19 protein-coding genes are annotated in these 14,113 nt (G+C 63.7%); 15 read left to right on the top strand and 4 right to left on the bottom strand.

Translation table 11 applies throughout. From position 1 onward, the window contains the following. Positions 1–11: 11 nt before the first annotated feature. The 6 genes from BRA49_RS00660 (at position 12) to BRA49_RS00635 (ending at position 4,077) form a co-directional block, all read left to right on the top strand. Complete coding sequence (locus BRA49_RS00660) at positions 12–209, top strand: hypothetical protein (protein ID WP_292382557.1); 198 nt, start codon at positions 12–14, stop codon at positions 207–209. Positions 210–256: 47 nt separating this feature from the next. Next, a complete protein-coding gene (locus BRA49_RS00655) occupies positions 257–715 on the top strand; it encodes an NfeD family protein (protein ID WP_292382556.1) in 459 nt (152 codons plus the stop codon). 1 nt (position 716) lies between these two features. Further along, complete coding sequence (locus BRA49_RS00650; protein ID WP_292382555.1) at positions 717–1,802, top strand: SPFH domain-containing protein; 1,086 nt, start codon at positions 717–719, stop codon at positions 1,800–1,802. Between the two features lie 425 nt (positions 1,803–2,227). Further along, positions 2,228–2,608: a hypothetical protein gene (locus tag BRA49_RS00645; RefSeq protein WP_292382554.1), complete on the top strand. Its 381-nt coding sequence runs from the start codon at positions 2,228–2,230 to the stop codon at positions 2,606–2,608. Then, the gene (locus tag BRA49_RS00640; RefSeq protein ID WP_292382551.1) at positions 2,589–3,296 is read left to right on the top strand and encodes a DNA-methyltransferase; all 708 of its coding nucleotides are present in this window, start codon (positions 2,589–2,591) and stop codon (positions 3,294–3,296) included. The genes BRA49_RS00645 and BRA49_RS00640 overlap by 20 nt, the downstream gene beginning before the upstream one ends. Positions 3,297–3,309: 13 nt before the next feature. After that, entirely contained in the window at positions 3,310–4,077 is a 768-nt protein-coding gene (locus tag BRA49_RS00635) for a PaeR7I family type II restriction endonuclease (protein WP_292382549.1), read from the top strand. A gap of 99 nt (positions 4,078–4,176) precedes the next feature. Here the strand turns inward: BRA49_RS00635 and BRA49_RS00630 are convergent, their stop codons facing one another. Then, positions 4,177–5,508, bottom strand: a complete 1,332-nt coding sequence (locus BRA49_RS00630) for a site-2 protease family protein (protein WP_292382548.1) — start codon at positions 5,506–5,508, stop codon at positions 4,177–4,179. A gap of 42 nt (positions 5,509–5,550) precedes the next feature. Then, positions 5,551–6,210, bottom strand: coding sequence for a ribonuclease HII (gene rnhB, locus BRA49_RS00625; protein ID WP_292382546.1), 660 nt, complete (start codon positions 6,208–6,210; stop codon positions 5,551–5,553). A gap of 23 nt (positions 6,211–6,233) precedes the next feature. Between rnhB and BRA49_RS00620 the strand changes: the two genes are divergently transcribed. Next, positions 6,234–6,899: a potassium channel family protein gene (locus BRA49_RS00620; RefSeq protein ID WP_292382761.1), complete on the top strand. Its 666-nt coding sequence runs from the start codon at positions 6,234–6,236 to the stop codon at positions 6,897–6,899. On the opposite strand, the gene BRA49_RS00615 is transcribed toward BRA49_RS00620, so the two are convergent. Both BRA49_RS00615 and BRA49_RS00610 read right to left on the bottom strand, forming a co-directional pair. After that, the gene (locus BRA49_RS00615) at positions 6,891–8,087 is read right to left on the bottom strand and encodes an NAD(P)/FAD-dependent oxidoreductase (RefSeq protein WP_292382544.1); all 1,197 of its coding nucleotides are present in this window, start codon (positions 8,085–8,087) and stop codon (positions 6,891–6,893) included. The two genes, BRA49_RS00620 and BRA49_RS00615, sit on opposite strands and share 9 nt — an antisense overlap. Further along, positions 8,077–8,253, bottom strand: coding sequence for a 4Fe-4S binding protein (locus BRA49_RS00610; RefSeq protein ID WP_048104707.1), 177 nt, complete (start codon positions 8,251–8,253; stop codon positions 8,077–8,079). Before BRA49_RS00610 ends, BRA49_RS00615 begins: the two co-directional genes overlap by 11 nt. Positions 8,254–8,440: 187 nt before the next feature. Between BRA49_RS00610 and cbiT the strand changes: the two genes are divergently transcribed. Genes cbiT through BRA49_RS00570 form a run of 8 tightly spaced genes read left to right on the top strand, consistent with a single transcriptional unit; the run spans position 8,441 to position 14,111 of the window. Next, positions 8,441–8,971 carry a precorrin-6Y C5,15-methyltransferase (decarboxylating) subunit CbiT gene (gene cbiT, locus BRA49_RS00605; protein WP_292382543.1) on the top strand — a complete coding sequence of 177 codons (531 nt, stop codon included), beginning with the start codon at positions 8,441–8,443 and terminating at the stop codon, positions 8,969–8,971. Next, positions 8,962–9,579 carry a cobalt-factor II C(20)-methyltransferase gene (locus BRA49_RS00600; RefSeq protein WP_292382541.1) on the top strand — a complete coding sequence of 206 codons (618 nt, stop codon included), beginning with the start codon at positions 8,962–8,964 and terminating at the stop codon, positions 9,577–9,579. The genes cbiT and BRA49_RS00600 overlap by 10 nt, the downstream gene beginning before the upstream one ends. After that, complete coding sequence (locus BRA49_RS00595; RefSeq protein ID WP_292382539.1) at positions 9,572–10,288, top strand: cobalt-precorrin-4/precorrin-4 C(11)-methyltransferase; 717 nt, start codon at positions 9,572–9,574, stop codon at positions 10,286–10,288. The genes BRA49_RS00600 and BRA49_RS00595 overlap by 8 nt, the downstream gene beginning before the upstream one ends. Further along, entirely contained in the window at positions 10,285–11,157 is an 873-nt protein-coding gene (cbiG, locus tag BRA49_RS00590; protein WP_292382538.1) for a cobalt-precorrin 5A hydrolase, read from the top strand. The genes BRA49_RS00595 and cbiG overlap by 4 nt, the downstream gene beginning before the upstream one ends. Continuing rightward, positions 11,126–11,920: a precorrin-3B C(17)-methyltransferase gene (gene cobJ / locus BRA49_RS00585; protein WP_292382536.1), complete on the top strand. Its 795-nt coding sequence runs from the start codon at positions 11,126–11,128 to the stop codon at positions 11,918–11,920. Before cbiG ends, cobJ begins: the two co-directional genes overlap by 32 nt. Further along, positions 11,868–12,548, top strand: a complete 681-nt coding sequence (locus tag BRA49_RS00580) for a precorrin-8X methylmutase (protein ID WP_292382534.1) — start codon at positions 11,868–11,870, stop codon at positions 12,546–12,548. Before cobJ ends, BRA49_RS00580 begins: the two co-directional genes overlap by 53 nt. Further along, entirely contained in the window at positions 12,529–13,542 is a 1,014-nt protein-coding gene (locus BRA49_RS00575; RefSeq protein ID WP_292382760.1) for a cobalt-precorrin-5B (C(1))-methyltransferase, read from the top strand. Before BRA49_RS00580 ends, BRA49_RS00575 begins: the two co-directional genes overlap by 20 nt. Beyond that, positions 13,539–14,111 (top strand): cobalt-precorrin-7 (C(5))-methyltransferase, encoded by a 573-nt coding sequence (locus BRA49_RS00570; RefSeq protein ID WP_292382533.1) that lies wholly within the window; start codon positions 13,539–13,541, stop codon positions 14,109–14,111. The genes BRA49_RS00575 and BRA49_RS00570 overlap by 4 nt, the downstream gene beginning before the upstream one ends. Positions 14,112–14,113: the final 2 nt, after the last annotated feature.

Raw genomic sequence — 14,113 nt, 5'->3', positions numbered from 1 at the left:
AAGGATCCTGTATGGGTTCGGCGGGCGGCAGTCTCACGGTGCTTGAGGGGGCGATCCTCGGGGTCGTGGCGCTCCGGTTTGCTGTCCTCGCGTTCCACGCGGCGCCAGGTGAAGCGTTCCGGATCAGCACCATCCCGGCGGACAGCGTGCTCCTGACGGTCGAGCGAACGTGCCGCCCCCGGATCACGCCGGTGATACATCTTGGGTGATAATGCCCTTCAGCAGAGTTTTATAGCCGAAAGTAGACTCATTCCCTATGCTTGCAGAGGGGATCGCTCTCGGCTGGGTGCTGATCGTGCTCGGGGCGGTGCTGCTCCTGATCGAGGTCTATCAGCCGGGATATTTCATCGCCGTTCCTGCGACAGTCCTGATCCTCCTCGGGGTCCTTCTCCTCCTCGGCGTCGATATCCTCAGTTCTCCTGCCGGTCTCGTCGTCGGGGTTCTTGCGGCAATCGGGGCGGCTTCCGTCACCGTCTGGCTCTACGCCCGTCTCACGCCGGGGAAAGAGCCGCCGAAGACCCTCTCCCGGGACTCACTCGTCGGTCTTGAGGGGATTGTGGTCACGCCGGTCGATCCGGAGACGCTCGCGGGGAAGGTGCGGCTCGGGAGCATGGATTGGAGCGCGCGTTCCGAGTCCGGGAGCATCCCGGCCGGGAGAAGGGTTATTGTCATCCACTCCGAGGGAGTGCATGTTGTTGTGAAGGAGGTTGTGTAGTATGCTTCTTACCGGAGAGTTTCCGTGGACCGGGTTGATCACGGTCTTTCTCATTATTGTCATCATCATCATCTTCGCCCGTGGCGTAGTGATCGTCCAGCCGTACGAACAGGGGCTCCAGATACGCCTGGGACGCTATATCGGGAGGATGAACCCCGGATTCCGGTGGGTGGTCCCGCTGATCACGGTGGTCAAGAAACTCGATCTCCGGACCGAGGTGATGGATGTCCCGCGGCAGGAGGTGATCACGAAGGACAACTCCCCGACGAACGTGGACGCGATCGTCTACGTCCGGGTGATCGACCCCGAGAAGGCTTACTTTGAGGTGATGAACTACCGGTCGGCGACGGTGGCGCTGGCGCAGACAAGCCTGCGGGGGATCATCGGCGATATGGAGCTCGATGAGGTCCTCTACAACCGGGATATCATCAACGCCCGTCTCCGAGATATCCTGGACCGCGAGACCGACGCCTGGGGCGTGAAGGTCGAGCGGGTGGAGATCAAGGAGGTCGACCCGGTGGGTGCGGTCAAGCAGGCGATGACCGAGCAGACCGCAGCCGAGCGGGAGCGGCGTGCCGCGATCCTCCGTGCCGACGGTGAGAAGCGGGCGGCGATCCTCAAGGCGGAGGGGAACCGGCAGAGCATCATCCTGGAGGCCGAGGGCGAGCGGCAGAGCAAGATTCTGCGGGCCGAGGGCGAACGGCTATCAAGGATCTTGCAGGCGCAGGGCGAGGCGCAGGGGCTGCGCATCCTCTCGGTCGGTGCCCGGCCGCTGGACCGGCGGGCGATCACGGTCCTCTCGCTTGACGCCTTGAAGAAGATGGCCGAGGGTCAGGCGACGAAGATCATCTTCCCGTTCGAGCTCTCAAGCGTCGTCAAACAGGCTGCCGAGTACCTCGGCGCCACGGCCGAGGCACCCGAAGTCCCGGAAGGTGTGGAGTTGCCGCCGGAGGATATTCTTGGAGATATTCCGACCCGGGAGGAACTCCGGGCAGCAGAGGAGGCGGTAAAGAGCATCGATACCGATGTCGACGTGGAGATCCAGAAGAAGTCGCGGGACATGCTCGGGAAGGAGGAGGAAGGGTAAGACTTCGCCGGGGGTACCCCCCACCTTTTTGCCGAATCCGGGCTGTCCATCCTCGCTGGCGGTGCCGGTTACCCGCTGTCTTCTCCCGGCCTTTCTGACAAATAACGGGGTTCAAGGGGAGCAAGAAAGTCCTGGAATTTAGCCCTTGGGGAGAGTTGCACCCCCTGGTCCGTTTACTTTCACCCCGCACGGCGCCACCTTGATACTAGAAGCGGGTATATGAAAGGATAGGCATGGGGCACGCCGTCGAACCTGTGGACCTGCTCCGCCGCCCGGTCGGGCCTGAGTCCTCTGGTGAGGAGCAGCATGAGGAGATCTCCGCACCTGAGGGTCGGCCCGCACAATGAATCGGGGTGGACAACCGTTAAGAGGGGGTACTCCGGTGCAGTTATGTAAGAAGGGATATCAATCATAGAATCAGCAGCATGAGTTCCAGACCGTTTCATCCACCGAGAACGACTCCCATCTTTGCCGAGAGATCGTTTCTCATCAATAAAACCGGGCAGGATCAGCCCCTGGAGGAGTATGTACCGGTTGAGATCCGTGAGGTGGCGGAGGGCGAGGGACAGCGGGCCATCCCGAAGATAGCCAAGAACCTCTCGCTGATGAAAGAGATAGAAGCCATATCCGGCAATCTGCCGACACAACACCGTTTCGTAAACGCAGATAGCCGCAATCTTGCTTTTCTCCCCGATGAGAGCGTTCATCTGGTCGTGACATCGCCTCCCTACTGGACCCTGAAGAAATACCCCGAGAAGGACGAACAGCTCGGACAGATTGAGGACTATGAGATTAGAGGAACTTGACAGGGTCTGGAGGCATATCTACCGGGTTCTCGTTCCCGGGGGCCTAGAGGAACTTGACAGGGTCTGGAGGCATATCTACCGGGTTCTCGTTCCCGGGGGCCGCCTGGTCGTCGTTGTCGGCGACGTCTGCTTACCCCGGCGAGAGGCCGGGCGTCATGTCGTCATGCCACTCCATGCCAGCATTCAGGAACACTGCCGAAAGATCGGATTTGACAACCTGGCGCCGATCATCTGGTACAAGATAGCCAACGCCTGCTTTGAGGCAGATTCACCGGGATCGTTCCTGGGCAAACCTTACGAACCCAACGGGATTGTCAAGAACGATATAGAGTACATCCTCTTCCAGAGGAAATCCGGCGGTTACCGGAAGCCCACACTTGAAGCACGGTTGCTCTCGGTCATCTCGGAGGAGAACCAGAAGGCATGGTTCCGCCAGGTCTGGGACCTTAAAGGAGCATCGACCCGGGAACACCCTGCACCCTACCCTCTGGACCTGGCTGAGAGACTTGTACGAATGTTCTCGTTCGTGGGCGACACCGTCCTCGACCCCTTCGGCGGCACGGGGACGACCGGCCTCGCTGCTGCGCGGTGGGGGCGAAACAGTATCAGCGTCGAGATAGAAGAAAAATATTTCCTCATGGAGGTTGAACGGTTTACTCATCAGGCAAAACAGTCCCGATTGTTCTGATAGAGGCAAATTCATGGTGAGCGACAGAATACTCCGGGAAATCTCCCGGAATGACTATCTTTCCTGTGCGGTGCGGTATTTCTGGGATAAGCGGGCATCACAGGCAAACGATCAGAACAACCGGGGTGTAAAAGACCAGGGTTTTCGCTCGGAGGCAACGGGCGGGAAGCACATGGATCAGTTCTTCTTCCTTATCCGGGATCTGCTGCTGGATCTCGGGGTCCCTGAGGGTGATATCTGCACACAAAGGAGATCACTTGACCTTCCTGGATATTTCCGTGCGGAGAAGCAGTGGGACCTTATTGTTATCAAGCACCATCCTGACGGCAAGAAGGAACTGGTCGCCGTCCTTGAACTGAAGTCCCAGAAGGGACCATCGTTCGGGAACAATATCAACAACCGGACAGAGGAGGTTTTAGGGAGTGCGTACGACCTCTGGACCGCCTACAGGGAGGGAGCCTTCAAGACATCTCCGTCGCCCTGGCTTGGATATCTGCTCCTGCTGGAAGACTGCGAGAAGTCGCGAAAGAGTGTGAGAAACAACGAGCCGCACTTTGAGGTTTTTCCCGAGTTTAAGGAAGCCTCCTATATCGAACGCTATCACCAGACCTGCCTGAAACTGGTGCGAGAGAGGGTCTACTCAGAGGTCTGCTACCTGCTTGCGAATGAAGAGAATAAGATGCAGCCCCGGAATTATTCCGAACCGGATGAGACTCTGTCGGGGTACCGGTTCTTGCGATCCGCCTGTTCGCATCTGAACAACTTTTACGAGATCGAGTGATCCCGTCCCCGACTGTCGCCGCCGCCCGGGAGCCCGACGATGGTGGAGGCACGCAAGAGTTTGAGATGCCGCCTCGGCCGCAGGAAGAAGAGGAGGGTTTTATCCCATCGTCAGCACGAACCGCAGCGCCGCGACGATCATCGGCATCGTGATGAGGAGGATCAGCATCACCGTGACGAACCCGCTGATCGAGGCGACGACCCGCTGCGCGTATCGCGACCAGCCCCGCCGCTCGAAGAACCGCTCCACCCCCTCCTTCATCATGTAGCCGCCGTCGAGCGGGACGATCGGGATGGCGTTGAACATCCCGACCAGCAGGTTGAACCACCCGGTCCAGAAGAAAAGGTGGACCGTGCCCCAGAAGAAGGGGAACGGCTCTTTCCAGGCGACCTGCTCGGGGGTGTCGGCGAGCAGGATCGCAAGCTGCTGGGTGTTGCCCTGAATGAAGGCGTCGATCGGGGCTATCGTCAGGTAGAGCGGCGCAAGCAGGCCGAGGTCCGCGACGTTCCCGATATGCTCCTTCACGGCCGGAGCGTTGTAGTAGTAGACCCCCATGAACCCGGCGTCCCGGTCGTCGCCGAGCGCCTCCGGCCATTCGGAGAGGGTGAGGGTGTAGGTCCTCTCGACCCCATCCTGTTCGGCCGTCAGGGTGACCGTCTCCCCCGGCCGTGTCTCATCCATGATTGCCGAGATCTCCTCCTGGCTCGTCACGGGGATGCCGTTCACGCTCGTGATGACCGAGTAGCCGGGAAGGCCCGCCTCGGCCGCCGGGTAGTCCTTGTAGACCCCCTGGACGAGCGGTGTGGCAAGGGGCGTCGCCATCCCGATGAGGAGGAACATCACCACAAAGCAGGCGAGGCCGATGACGATGTTGTTTGTGATCCCGGCACCGAACATCCGGATCTTCGGCATCCCTTTCGCCGCGTCGACATCCTCCTCTTCGGGTTCGACGAACGCCCCTATCGGGATGACGGCGATGAGAAGGCCCATGCTCCGCACCCGCATATCCTCGACCCGGGCGAGGATCGCGTGGCCGAATTCGTGGATGACGATCGTGAGCACGAGACCGATGATGACGGCCGCCGTGATCGGTATTGCCTGGTTGACCCCGGGTATCGCAAGGATGTTCCGGGGGTCGTAGATCCCGGTCGGCTCCGGGGTGTGGACCAGCAGTTGAGGGACGGCGAGGACCAGGGCGAGCGTCATGAAGGCCGAGACCACCACAACCATGAGGACCCCGAGCGTTGCGTAGGCCCGGAGCGGTGTCTTGAACCTCCGGAACCAGTCAAAGAAGCCGACCCGTTCGGTCTTGATGGCGAGGATAGGACCGAAGAACATGACGTGGTCGCGAAACAGCCCCCGGTCGCGGATGTAGAAGGCTATCAGGAGATATGCCGCGACGAGAAGAAGGAGTATCTGGAGCCAACTCATCACTCACGGTTAGCGCGCGTGAGGCATAAAATCTTCCCGGGATTATGGGAAATCCTGCATCGTCTTCTGGTAGAGGTTCGTCACCGTCTTCCAGCTCCGGCGGGCGCACGGCGGCGGGCTCCCGTATTCCCGGATGTAGCCCCGGAGGAACTCGATCGTCACCGCATCGGAGGGGTAACCGCTCCCAATCTTCCCGTACTGCTGCTCGAGTTCCCGGATCGCCCGGTCCCGGGTGACTTTCGCGACGACGCTTGCCGCGCCGACGATCTTGTAGCGGGCATCCGCCCGGTGCTCGGCGACGATCGCGCAGGGAAAGTCGAGGTGCCCTGCAACCGTCCGGCCGTAGCGCTCAGCGTTCACATCGCAGGCGTCGAGGTAGGCCGATTCCGGCCTGAGCCCCGTGAGCGCCTCGGCGTGGAGCTCGGCCACACACGCGTTCATGCTCATCCGGGTCCGGGCTTCGTCGATCCCGGCGGCATCGATGGTGACGATCGCTATCGCGAAGTCCCGGAAGAGGATCTCGTAGAGCGCCTCGCGCTGCTTGGGCCGGAGAACCTTCGAATCCCGGATAGGGAGGGCTGCAAGGTCTTCGGCCGCCCGGCACCCGACGGCGGCGACCACCATCGGGCCGAGGACCGAGCCCTTCCCCGCTTCATCCACCCCGCAGATCACACCAACTGGTTTCTTCGCAAGGTATTTCAATGTCGACGATTGAATCCAGATGGATGTACACCATCATCGTCGGCCTTGGCGGAATCGGCCGGAACCTGACTGCGATCGCCGTGAACGCCGGCGATTCCGTGGTGGTGATCGACCAGGACGAGGAGCGTGCGAGCGATATCCTGGAGCACTACGATGTCCTTGCCATCACCGGGAACGCAACCGATAAGGCCGTACTGCAGGATTCCGGGATCGACCGGGCCGACGCCCTCGTCGCCACCACGAGCGACGATGCCGTAAACCTGATGACCTGCTGGCTCGCCAAACGCTACAACGTCAGAAACGTCGTCTCGATCGTCAACCAGAAGGAACACTCCGACCTCTTCAACGAGGTCGGGGTGAGGATCAGCGAGAACCCCGACGAGCTTGTGGCGACCCGGCTCTATTACTGGGCGAAGAGCCCGAACCTCCAGCAGGTCGCTTCGATCCCCGGCGGCACTATCTTTGAGGTCATCGCCGAGGAGGGCGCACCCATCATCGACCACGAGATCCGGGACCTCGAGGTGCGCGACTTTGTCTTCATCGCCATCCGGCGCGCCGGGGGCGACCTCATCATCCCGAGCGGCACCGTTCGTATCCGGCCCGGGGACGTCATCACGGTCTTTACAAAAAAGGAGGCGGAGCGGGAGACGATAAAGACGCTCAACCGGCAGTTGATACGGTCAGGATAGCGTATCCTTGAGCGCCTTGAGCTCGAGCAGCATCTTCGGGTTCCGTTTGATCAGTTCCCTGATGAGTGCCGCGACCGAGAACTCACTGAAGCTGATGCTTGCAATCGAGTCCGCGAGGGTGTTGAGTTTCTTATCGTCGAGCGTGACGAAGTACTCCTTGACCTTGTAGTTCCGCTCGATACCTGCGCCCATCCTGGATGCCCGCCACTCCGTGTCGTAGGGCATCAGGGCCTCCTTTGAGCAGTTGCCGGCCTCGATGCACTTCAACGCCACCTGAGCGGCGAGCCTTCCGGTATACATGGCGTTGCCGATCCCGCCGCCGGTGATGGGATCGACGACTCTTGCCGCGTCGCCGGCGACGAGAAGGCCGTCGCCGACCGTGCAGGTGAGCGGCCGGCAGACCGGAACCCCGCCCGCGATCATCTCGATCGTCTTTCCGTTCGGGAAGTTCTTCGCGACGAACCGGTCCAGGTAATCCTTTGCTCGTGACCCGTCCCGGCTTTTGCGGCCCGTGATGCCGATACCGACGTTTGCCGTCCGATCGCCCTTCGGGAAGACCCAGAGGTAGCCCTCGGGGGCAATCTCGTTGCCCAGGTAGAAGTCCGTTGAGCCGGCGTCGATATTGATATCGGTCATCAGGTACTGGGCGCAGCTCATCATCTCCCGGAGGGGGACGGTGGTGTCGAGCCCGGCCCGGCGGGCGAACTGTGCCTCTGTGCCGTCGGCGGCGATGACCACCTCGGCCCGGATCTCGGCCGGGACACCGACCGAGATCACCTTCGCGCCCCGGACTGCTCCGTTCTCCATGATCGGCTCGGTCGCCCGGGTCCTGACAACCACGTCCGCCCCGGCCTCGGCCGCCTGCCAGACGAGCTCCCGGTCAAAGACCTTCCGGTCGAGGACGTAGCCGACTTCGTTTCCGGCCCGGTCCTGGTCGAGTTTGATGGCGGTGCCGTTCGGGGCGATGATTCGGGCACTCTGGATATCGGCGGATATCCAGCGGGGGTCGGGCCTGATGAACTCTTTTAAGAGTTCCTTGCCGATCCCCTCTGCGCACCGGACCGGCGTGCCGATAGCGGCACGCTTCTCGATGAGGCAGACCGAGTTTCCTGCCTCGGCCGCCGTTTTCGCAGCAAGAGCGCCGGCGGGGCCTCCCCCGATGACGAGCATATCGTAGTTACTCTTCATGGACGACCTCCAGTGCCCCAAGCGGGCACGCCCGTGCGCAGATGCCGCAGGCGATGCACTCCCGCTCAAGGCTGAGGTAGGCGTCGATCAGCTCGAGCGCATCCTCGGGACAGACTGCGACGCAGGTACCGCAGTATCCACACTTGTCTCGGTTTATCCTGAGCATTGTACTAACGTTGTTGTTGTTATCGCAAAAACCTTTACGTTCTCGCTTCCTCCGCTACCCTGGTCTCTCCGGTCGGATGGAGGATCGCCGGTGCCTTCCCTCGTGCCGATCGGACCCGGGTGCCGCGAGGGTTCACTGGGCCATTTAATAGGAGTTAGCACAAATTTATCTGGGAACTGATGATGCTATGGGACTGAAAGGAGGACCTACGCAGGATGAAGTCATGGCCGTTTCGCTCGCGAAACTCGGTATCCGCCCGGGCGATCGGGTGGTAGATGTCGGGTGCGGGACCGGGAAGGTCGCCATCGCTGCATCGAGGCTCGCTGAACGCGTCTACGCGGTCGACAGGAGACCGGAGGCCATCGCCTATGCCCGGGCTCAGGCGGCCGCCGCCGGAGCCTCAAACGTCGAGTTCTTCGAGGGCGATGCGGTGGAGATCCTCCCGGACCTGGGGCCGCTCGACGCCGCCTTCGTCGGGGGGTCCCGTCGCCTGCCGGAGGTCCTCGACCTCCTGGCCGGGACGGTGCAGGGCAGGATCGTCGTGAACGCGGTGATGGTCGAGACGCTTCAATCGGCGGTAGCAACCATGCAACGCCTCGGGATATTCGTGGAGGCCGTCCATATCCAGGTCTCCCGGTCTGCCGATATCGCCGGCGGGATGATGTTCAAGCCAGTAAATCCCGTCTACATCATTGTCGGGGGTGCCGGATGCTCGTAGGGGTGGGGCTCGGCCCCGGCGACCCGGAACTCCTGACCCTGCGTGCGGTCCGGCTCCTTGGCGAAGCGGCGGCGGTATTCGTCCCCGGCAACCTCGCCTACGACCTGGTGCGGCGCTACCGCCCCGATGCCGTCGTCCTCAAATTCCCGATGACGAGCGACGAGGCCTACATCCGGGAGTGCCTCGAAGAGAATGCCGACAGGATTGCACCACGGGCAAGAGACGAACTGGTGGTCTTCGGGATCATCGGGGACCCGAACTTCTACTCGACATTCTCGCGGCTCTGCGAGGTGATTGCCGGACGCTACCCGGAGATCACGTTTGCGACCGAACCCGGGATCAGCTCCATCACCGCGTTCGCCTCCGTGGCGAACGTCCCGGTGGCCGGGGGGTTCTTCGTCTCGGACGGGAACGGGCCGGAGTCCCGAATCTTCATGAAGGTCAGGAAGCCGGCGGCGCTCGCCGCCTCCCTCTCGAAGGAGGGTTATTCGGAGTTCGTTCTCGTGGAGCGGATGTTCATGCCGGAGCAGCGGGTCTACCGGGGGGCCGACCTCCCCGAGAAGAGCGACTACTTCTCGATCCTCTTTGCGAGGCGGTCGCATGCATAAGGTCTACATCGTGGGTGCAGGGCCGGGAGCGCCCGACCTCATCACCGTCCGGGGGATGGACCTCCTCCGGCGGGCGGACGTCCTCATCTACGCGGGTTCGCTCGTGAACCCGGCGCTTGTTGCAGAATCCGGCGCGGGCGTGAGACTCGACAGCTGGGGGATGACGCTTGAAGAGATCGTCGATGCCGTCGAGGAGCACGTTCTGGCCGGAAGACTCGTCGTCCGGCTTCATTCCGGCGACCCGGCACTCTACGGCGCTATCGTCGAGCAGATGGCGGAGTTCTCGCGGCGCGGTATCGAGGCCGAGATCGTCCCCGGCGTCTCGTCGCTCTTTGCCGCCGCTGCGGCCTTGAAGACCCAGTTCACGCTCCGCGACGTCTCCGAGAGCCTGATCGTCACCCGCCCGGCGGGGGCGACGCTTGAGGCGGACCGGATCGCCGAGCTTTCCCGCCTCGGGCAGACGATAGTGGTCTTCCTCGGCACCGAGCGGATGGAGGAAGTCCTTGCCCGGGTGGAGTCTCCTCCGGAGACCCCGGCTGCGGTCGTCTACCACGCCTCCTGGCCCGACCAGAAGGTCGTCCGGGGAACGGTTGCCGATATCGCGGCAAAGGCCCGGGCGGCCGGGATCGAGCGAACGGCGCTGATCGTCATAGGAGATGTGGTCGATCCGGCGACGTCGGGGTTCGGGAGGTCGGTCCTCTACTCATGACCGGGACCGTTGTTGTCGCGCTCGACCGGTTCCTCCCCGATGCTCGCCGGCTTGCCGATGCGCTCGGCGCCGAGGTCATCCTCTACGGGCCGGAGGCTTTCCGGGAGGCATTCAGCCGCTACGGCCGGATCGTCGCCCTGATGTCGGCCGGGATCGCTATCCGGGGGATTGCTCCGCTTCTTGCAGATAAGTGGCGTGACCCGGCGGTCGTGGTGGTCGGCCCGGATCTGCGCTACGCGGTTCCGGTCGTCGGCGGGCACCACGGCGCAAACGACCTTGCCCGGGACCTCGCCCGTCTCGGGATCGAACCGGTGATCACGACCGCGACCGAGACCCGCGGCCGGGAGTCGGTCGAGGGACTGGCCGCCCGGACGGGGTGCGATATCGTGAACCGCGACTCCACCCGGGCGGTGAACGCCGCGGTGCTCGACGCCGACGTACCGCTCTACGCCGTCACCGGACCCGGGATCGTCGTCGCGGGTCCGGGGGTCTCCCTCCTCGTTCGGAAGGGTGAGTACGCCGTCGGTGTCGGATGCCGGAAGGGCGTTGCTGCCGCCGACGTGGTCGGCGCCATCCGGCAGGCGCTCGCGCGAGCCGGGATCGGCCCTGCGGAGATTCTCGTCTACGCGACGACCGCAAAGAAGCGCGGTGAGGAAGGACTCCTCCGGGCTGTTACTGACCTCGGCGGCAACCTTGTCTTCTTTGACGACGAAACATTGAACGCAGAGGCGGCCCCCTCCCCCTCGCGGGCCTCCCTGATCGGGCTTGCCGGGGTCGCGGAACCCTCGGCTCTCGCAGCCTCGAAACGCAAAGTTCTGGTTCTTGCCAAGCAGACGTATGGGAGTGTTACCGTTGCAATCGCACGATAGGAGAGGAAGACTGTATATCGTCGGGACCGGCCCCGGCGACCTGCTGCAGATGACGCCCCGGGCATTGAAAGCTCTCGGTGAGGCCGACTGTGTCATCGGCAACGGGTTCTACCTTGACCTGGTCGAGCCGATGCTCGCCGGAAAAGAGGTTGTCAGGAGCAGCATGGGCCGGGAGGTCGACCGGGCAGGAAAGGCGCTTGCCCTCGCGGAGGACTGTGTCGTCGCGATGGTGAGCGGCGGGGATGCCGGTGTCTACGGGATGGCGAGCATCGTGCTCGAGGTCGCCGAACGGTCGGGCACGAAGGTCGAGGTCGAGGTCATCCCCGGCATCACGGCCGCGGTCTCGGCGGCGGCGCTCCTCGGTTCGCCGCTCTCGGGCGACTATGTCACGATGAGCCTCTCGGACCTCCTTACGCCCTGGGAGGAGATCGAGCGGAGGCTCGACCTCGCCTTCCGGATGCAGGTGCCGGTCGTCCTTTACAACCCCCGGTCCCGGGGGAGGCCGCACAACCTGGATACAGCGATCGGGATCGCCCGTCGCCACCTCCCCGACACGACGCCTGTCGGCGTGGTCAAAAACGCCTACCGGGAAGGGGAAGAGCGGCTGGTGACGACGCTTGGGGAGTTTGCAGATCACTTTGCCTTCGTGGACATGCATTCGATCGTCTTTGTCGGCGGAGAAGAGACGAGAGTATGGAGGAGTGAGACTGATGGGAGAGGAATCATCACGCCCCGGGGATACCACCGGAAGTACGTATACTGATCTTGCGGCGGTCACCCCGGAGGCCTACGCGATCGCGAGCACGAGCCGGAACCTGGCCCGGGAACGGGTGGGGAACGCCACCCCCGAGGACCGGATCCGGCAGCGGTGCTCGATCGCGGTCGGCGACTTTGCGATGGCCGACCTGATGCGCTTTGCAGGCAGTCCGGTCGATGCGGGGCTTGCCGCGCTTGAGCGGCAGGCGCCGATCATCACCGATATCCGGATGGTGCAGACGGGCATCCTGAAACGCGGGCATGCAAGCGAGGTCGTCTGTGCCCTCGATTACGGGGAGGATATCGCCCGGAACCAGGGGATCACCCGGACGTCCGCCGGGTTCGTTGCCCTGCGCGACAGGATGGAGGGCGCGATCGTGGTGATCGGGAACGCCCCGTCGGCGCTCCTCGTCGTCTGCGATATGGTCCGCGAAGGGGTCCGGCCGGCGCTGGTCGTCGGGACCCCGGTCGGGTTCGTGAACGCTGCGGAGTCAAAGGAGGCCCTCCGCACCCTCGACGTGCCCTCGGTCTCGAACGTCGGCACCCGGGGCGGGACCCCGGTCGCGGTGGCGGGAATCAACGAGATCATCACGATCCGTGCCGAGCGTGCAGGCTATGCGGGACCCGGTTACTGACTTCGAGTATCCCGCAGCGTGGGTGGCGGCCTGCCGCTCACCTGCCCTTCTCGAGGACGTCCGGCGGGGGCTCGCGGTCCTGACGGCATCCGGCTCCATCCTCCGCCGGGGGTTCACCACCGGAACGACGGCAGCCGCGGCCTGCAAGGCGGCGGTTCTCTCGCTTACGCTCGAAACGGTCAGCGAGGTGAAGGTCACTCTTCCTTGCGGTATTGTGGTCGGTATCCCGGTGGACGGCTACCGGGGCCGGGCGTCCTGCTGGAAAGATGCCGGCGATTATCCTTCTGACGTGACCGCGGGACTCGAGTTTGTTGCGACTGCGGTCCCCTCCCTATCGGGAGGCGTCCAGTTCGTTCCCGGCGAGGGGATCGGGAGTTTTGCCCGCGACACTCCCCGCCACCGGCAGGGAGCCGCGGCGATCGGGGGGCCGGCGCTCGACTGCATCCGGCGCTCGATCAACGAGGCGGTGGAGGAGGCCGGCCTTCATGGGACGACGGTCATCCTTACGGTTCCCCGGGGGGCGGAGGTGGCGCAGAAGACGCTGAACCCGAAGGTGGGGGTGCAGGCCGGTATATCTGTCCTCGGGACGACCGGGCTCGTGGAGCCCTGGGACGATCACATAACGGAGGGGGTGCTTGAGAGGGTCACCCGGGCGGCAGGGAGGGTCGTGCTGACGACCGGCCGGCTCGGGCTGCGTTCCTCCCGGCTCCTCTTTCCCGAACGGGAGGCAATCCTGGTCGGGAACAACCTTAAGGAGGCGCTCCGGGTCGCCGACGAGGATGCGGTGATCTGCGGGCTCCCGGGCCTGATCCTGAAGTTCATGAACCCGGACGTGCTCGAGGGGACCGGGTGCGCGACGGTTGAAGACCTCTCGGCAACTGCGCTCTGGAACGAGGTCGTCCGCCGTGAGCTTCGCGCGTTCCAGGCCGCCCATCCGGATGTCCGGGTCGTGATCGTCAACCGCGACGGGCGTATCATCGGGGAGTCGCCATGAAGATCGTCGGGGTCGGTTGCGGGCCGGGGATGCTGACTGAGGCGGCGGCCGCGGCCATCCGGGGGGCAACCCTCATCTACGGTTCGGAACGTGCGATCGGGATCGTCCGTGACGTCATCTTGCAGGGGTGCGAGGTGCACGAGATCACGGACTACCGGGGTCTCCGGTCTCTCCCGGACCACGCGGTCGTCCTCTCGACGGGGGACCCGATGCTTGCCGGTCTCGGCTACCTCCCCGGCGAGGTCGTCCCCGGCATCTCCTCCCTCCAGGTCGCCTTCGCCCGCCTGAAAGTCCCGCTGACGCGGGCGGCGGTCGTCTCGGCCCACGGGAAGGACCATACCCCGGCGATCGCGGCGGCCCGGGAGGAGGTCCTCCGGGGTCGGGTGGTCTTTCTCATCGCCGACCCGGCCTTCGATGTCGGGGCGTTTGCGGCCGCCCTCCCGCCGGAGACCCGGTTTGCCGTCTGCGAGGACCTCGGCTACCCGGCGGAAAGGATCGCCGTCGGGACGGCGGCGGCGCCCCCGGCACCCCCGGGCGACCTCTTCGTGGTGGTGGCGGGGGAGTTTTAGCC

It is taken from the genome of Methanoculleus sp. UBA430 (genome assembly GCF_002506585.1).
Lineage (GTDB): Archaea > Halobacteriota > Methanomicrobia > Methanomicrobiales > Methanoculleaceae > Methanoculleus.
Note: the sequence above shows the minus strand (reverse complement) of the source record. Positions and strands in the feature narration are given on the sequence as shown.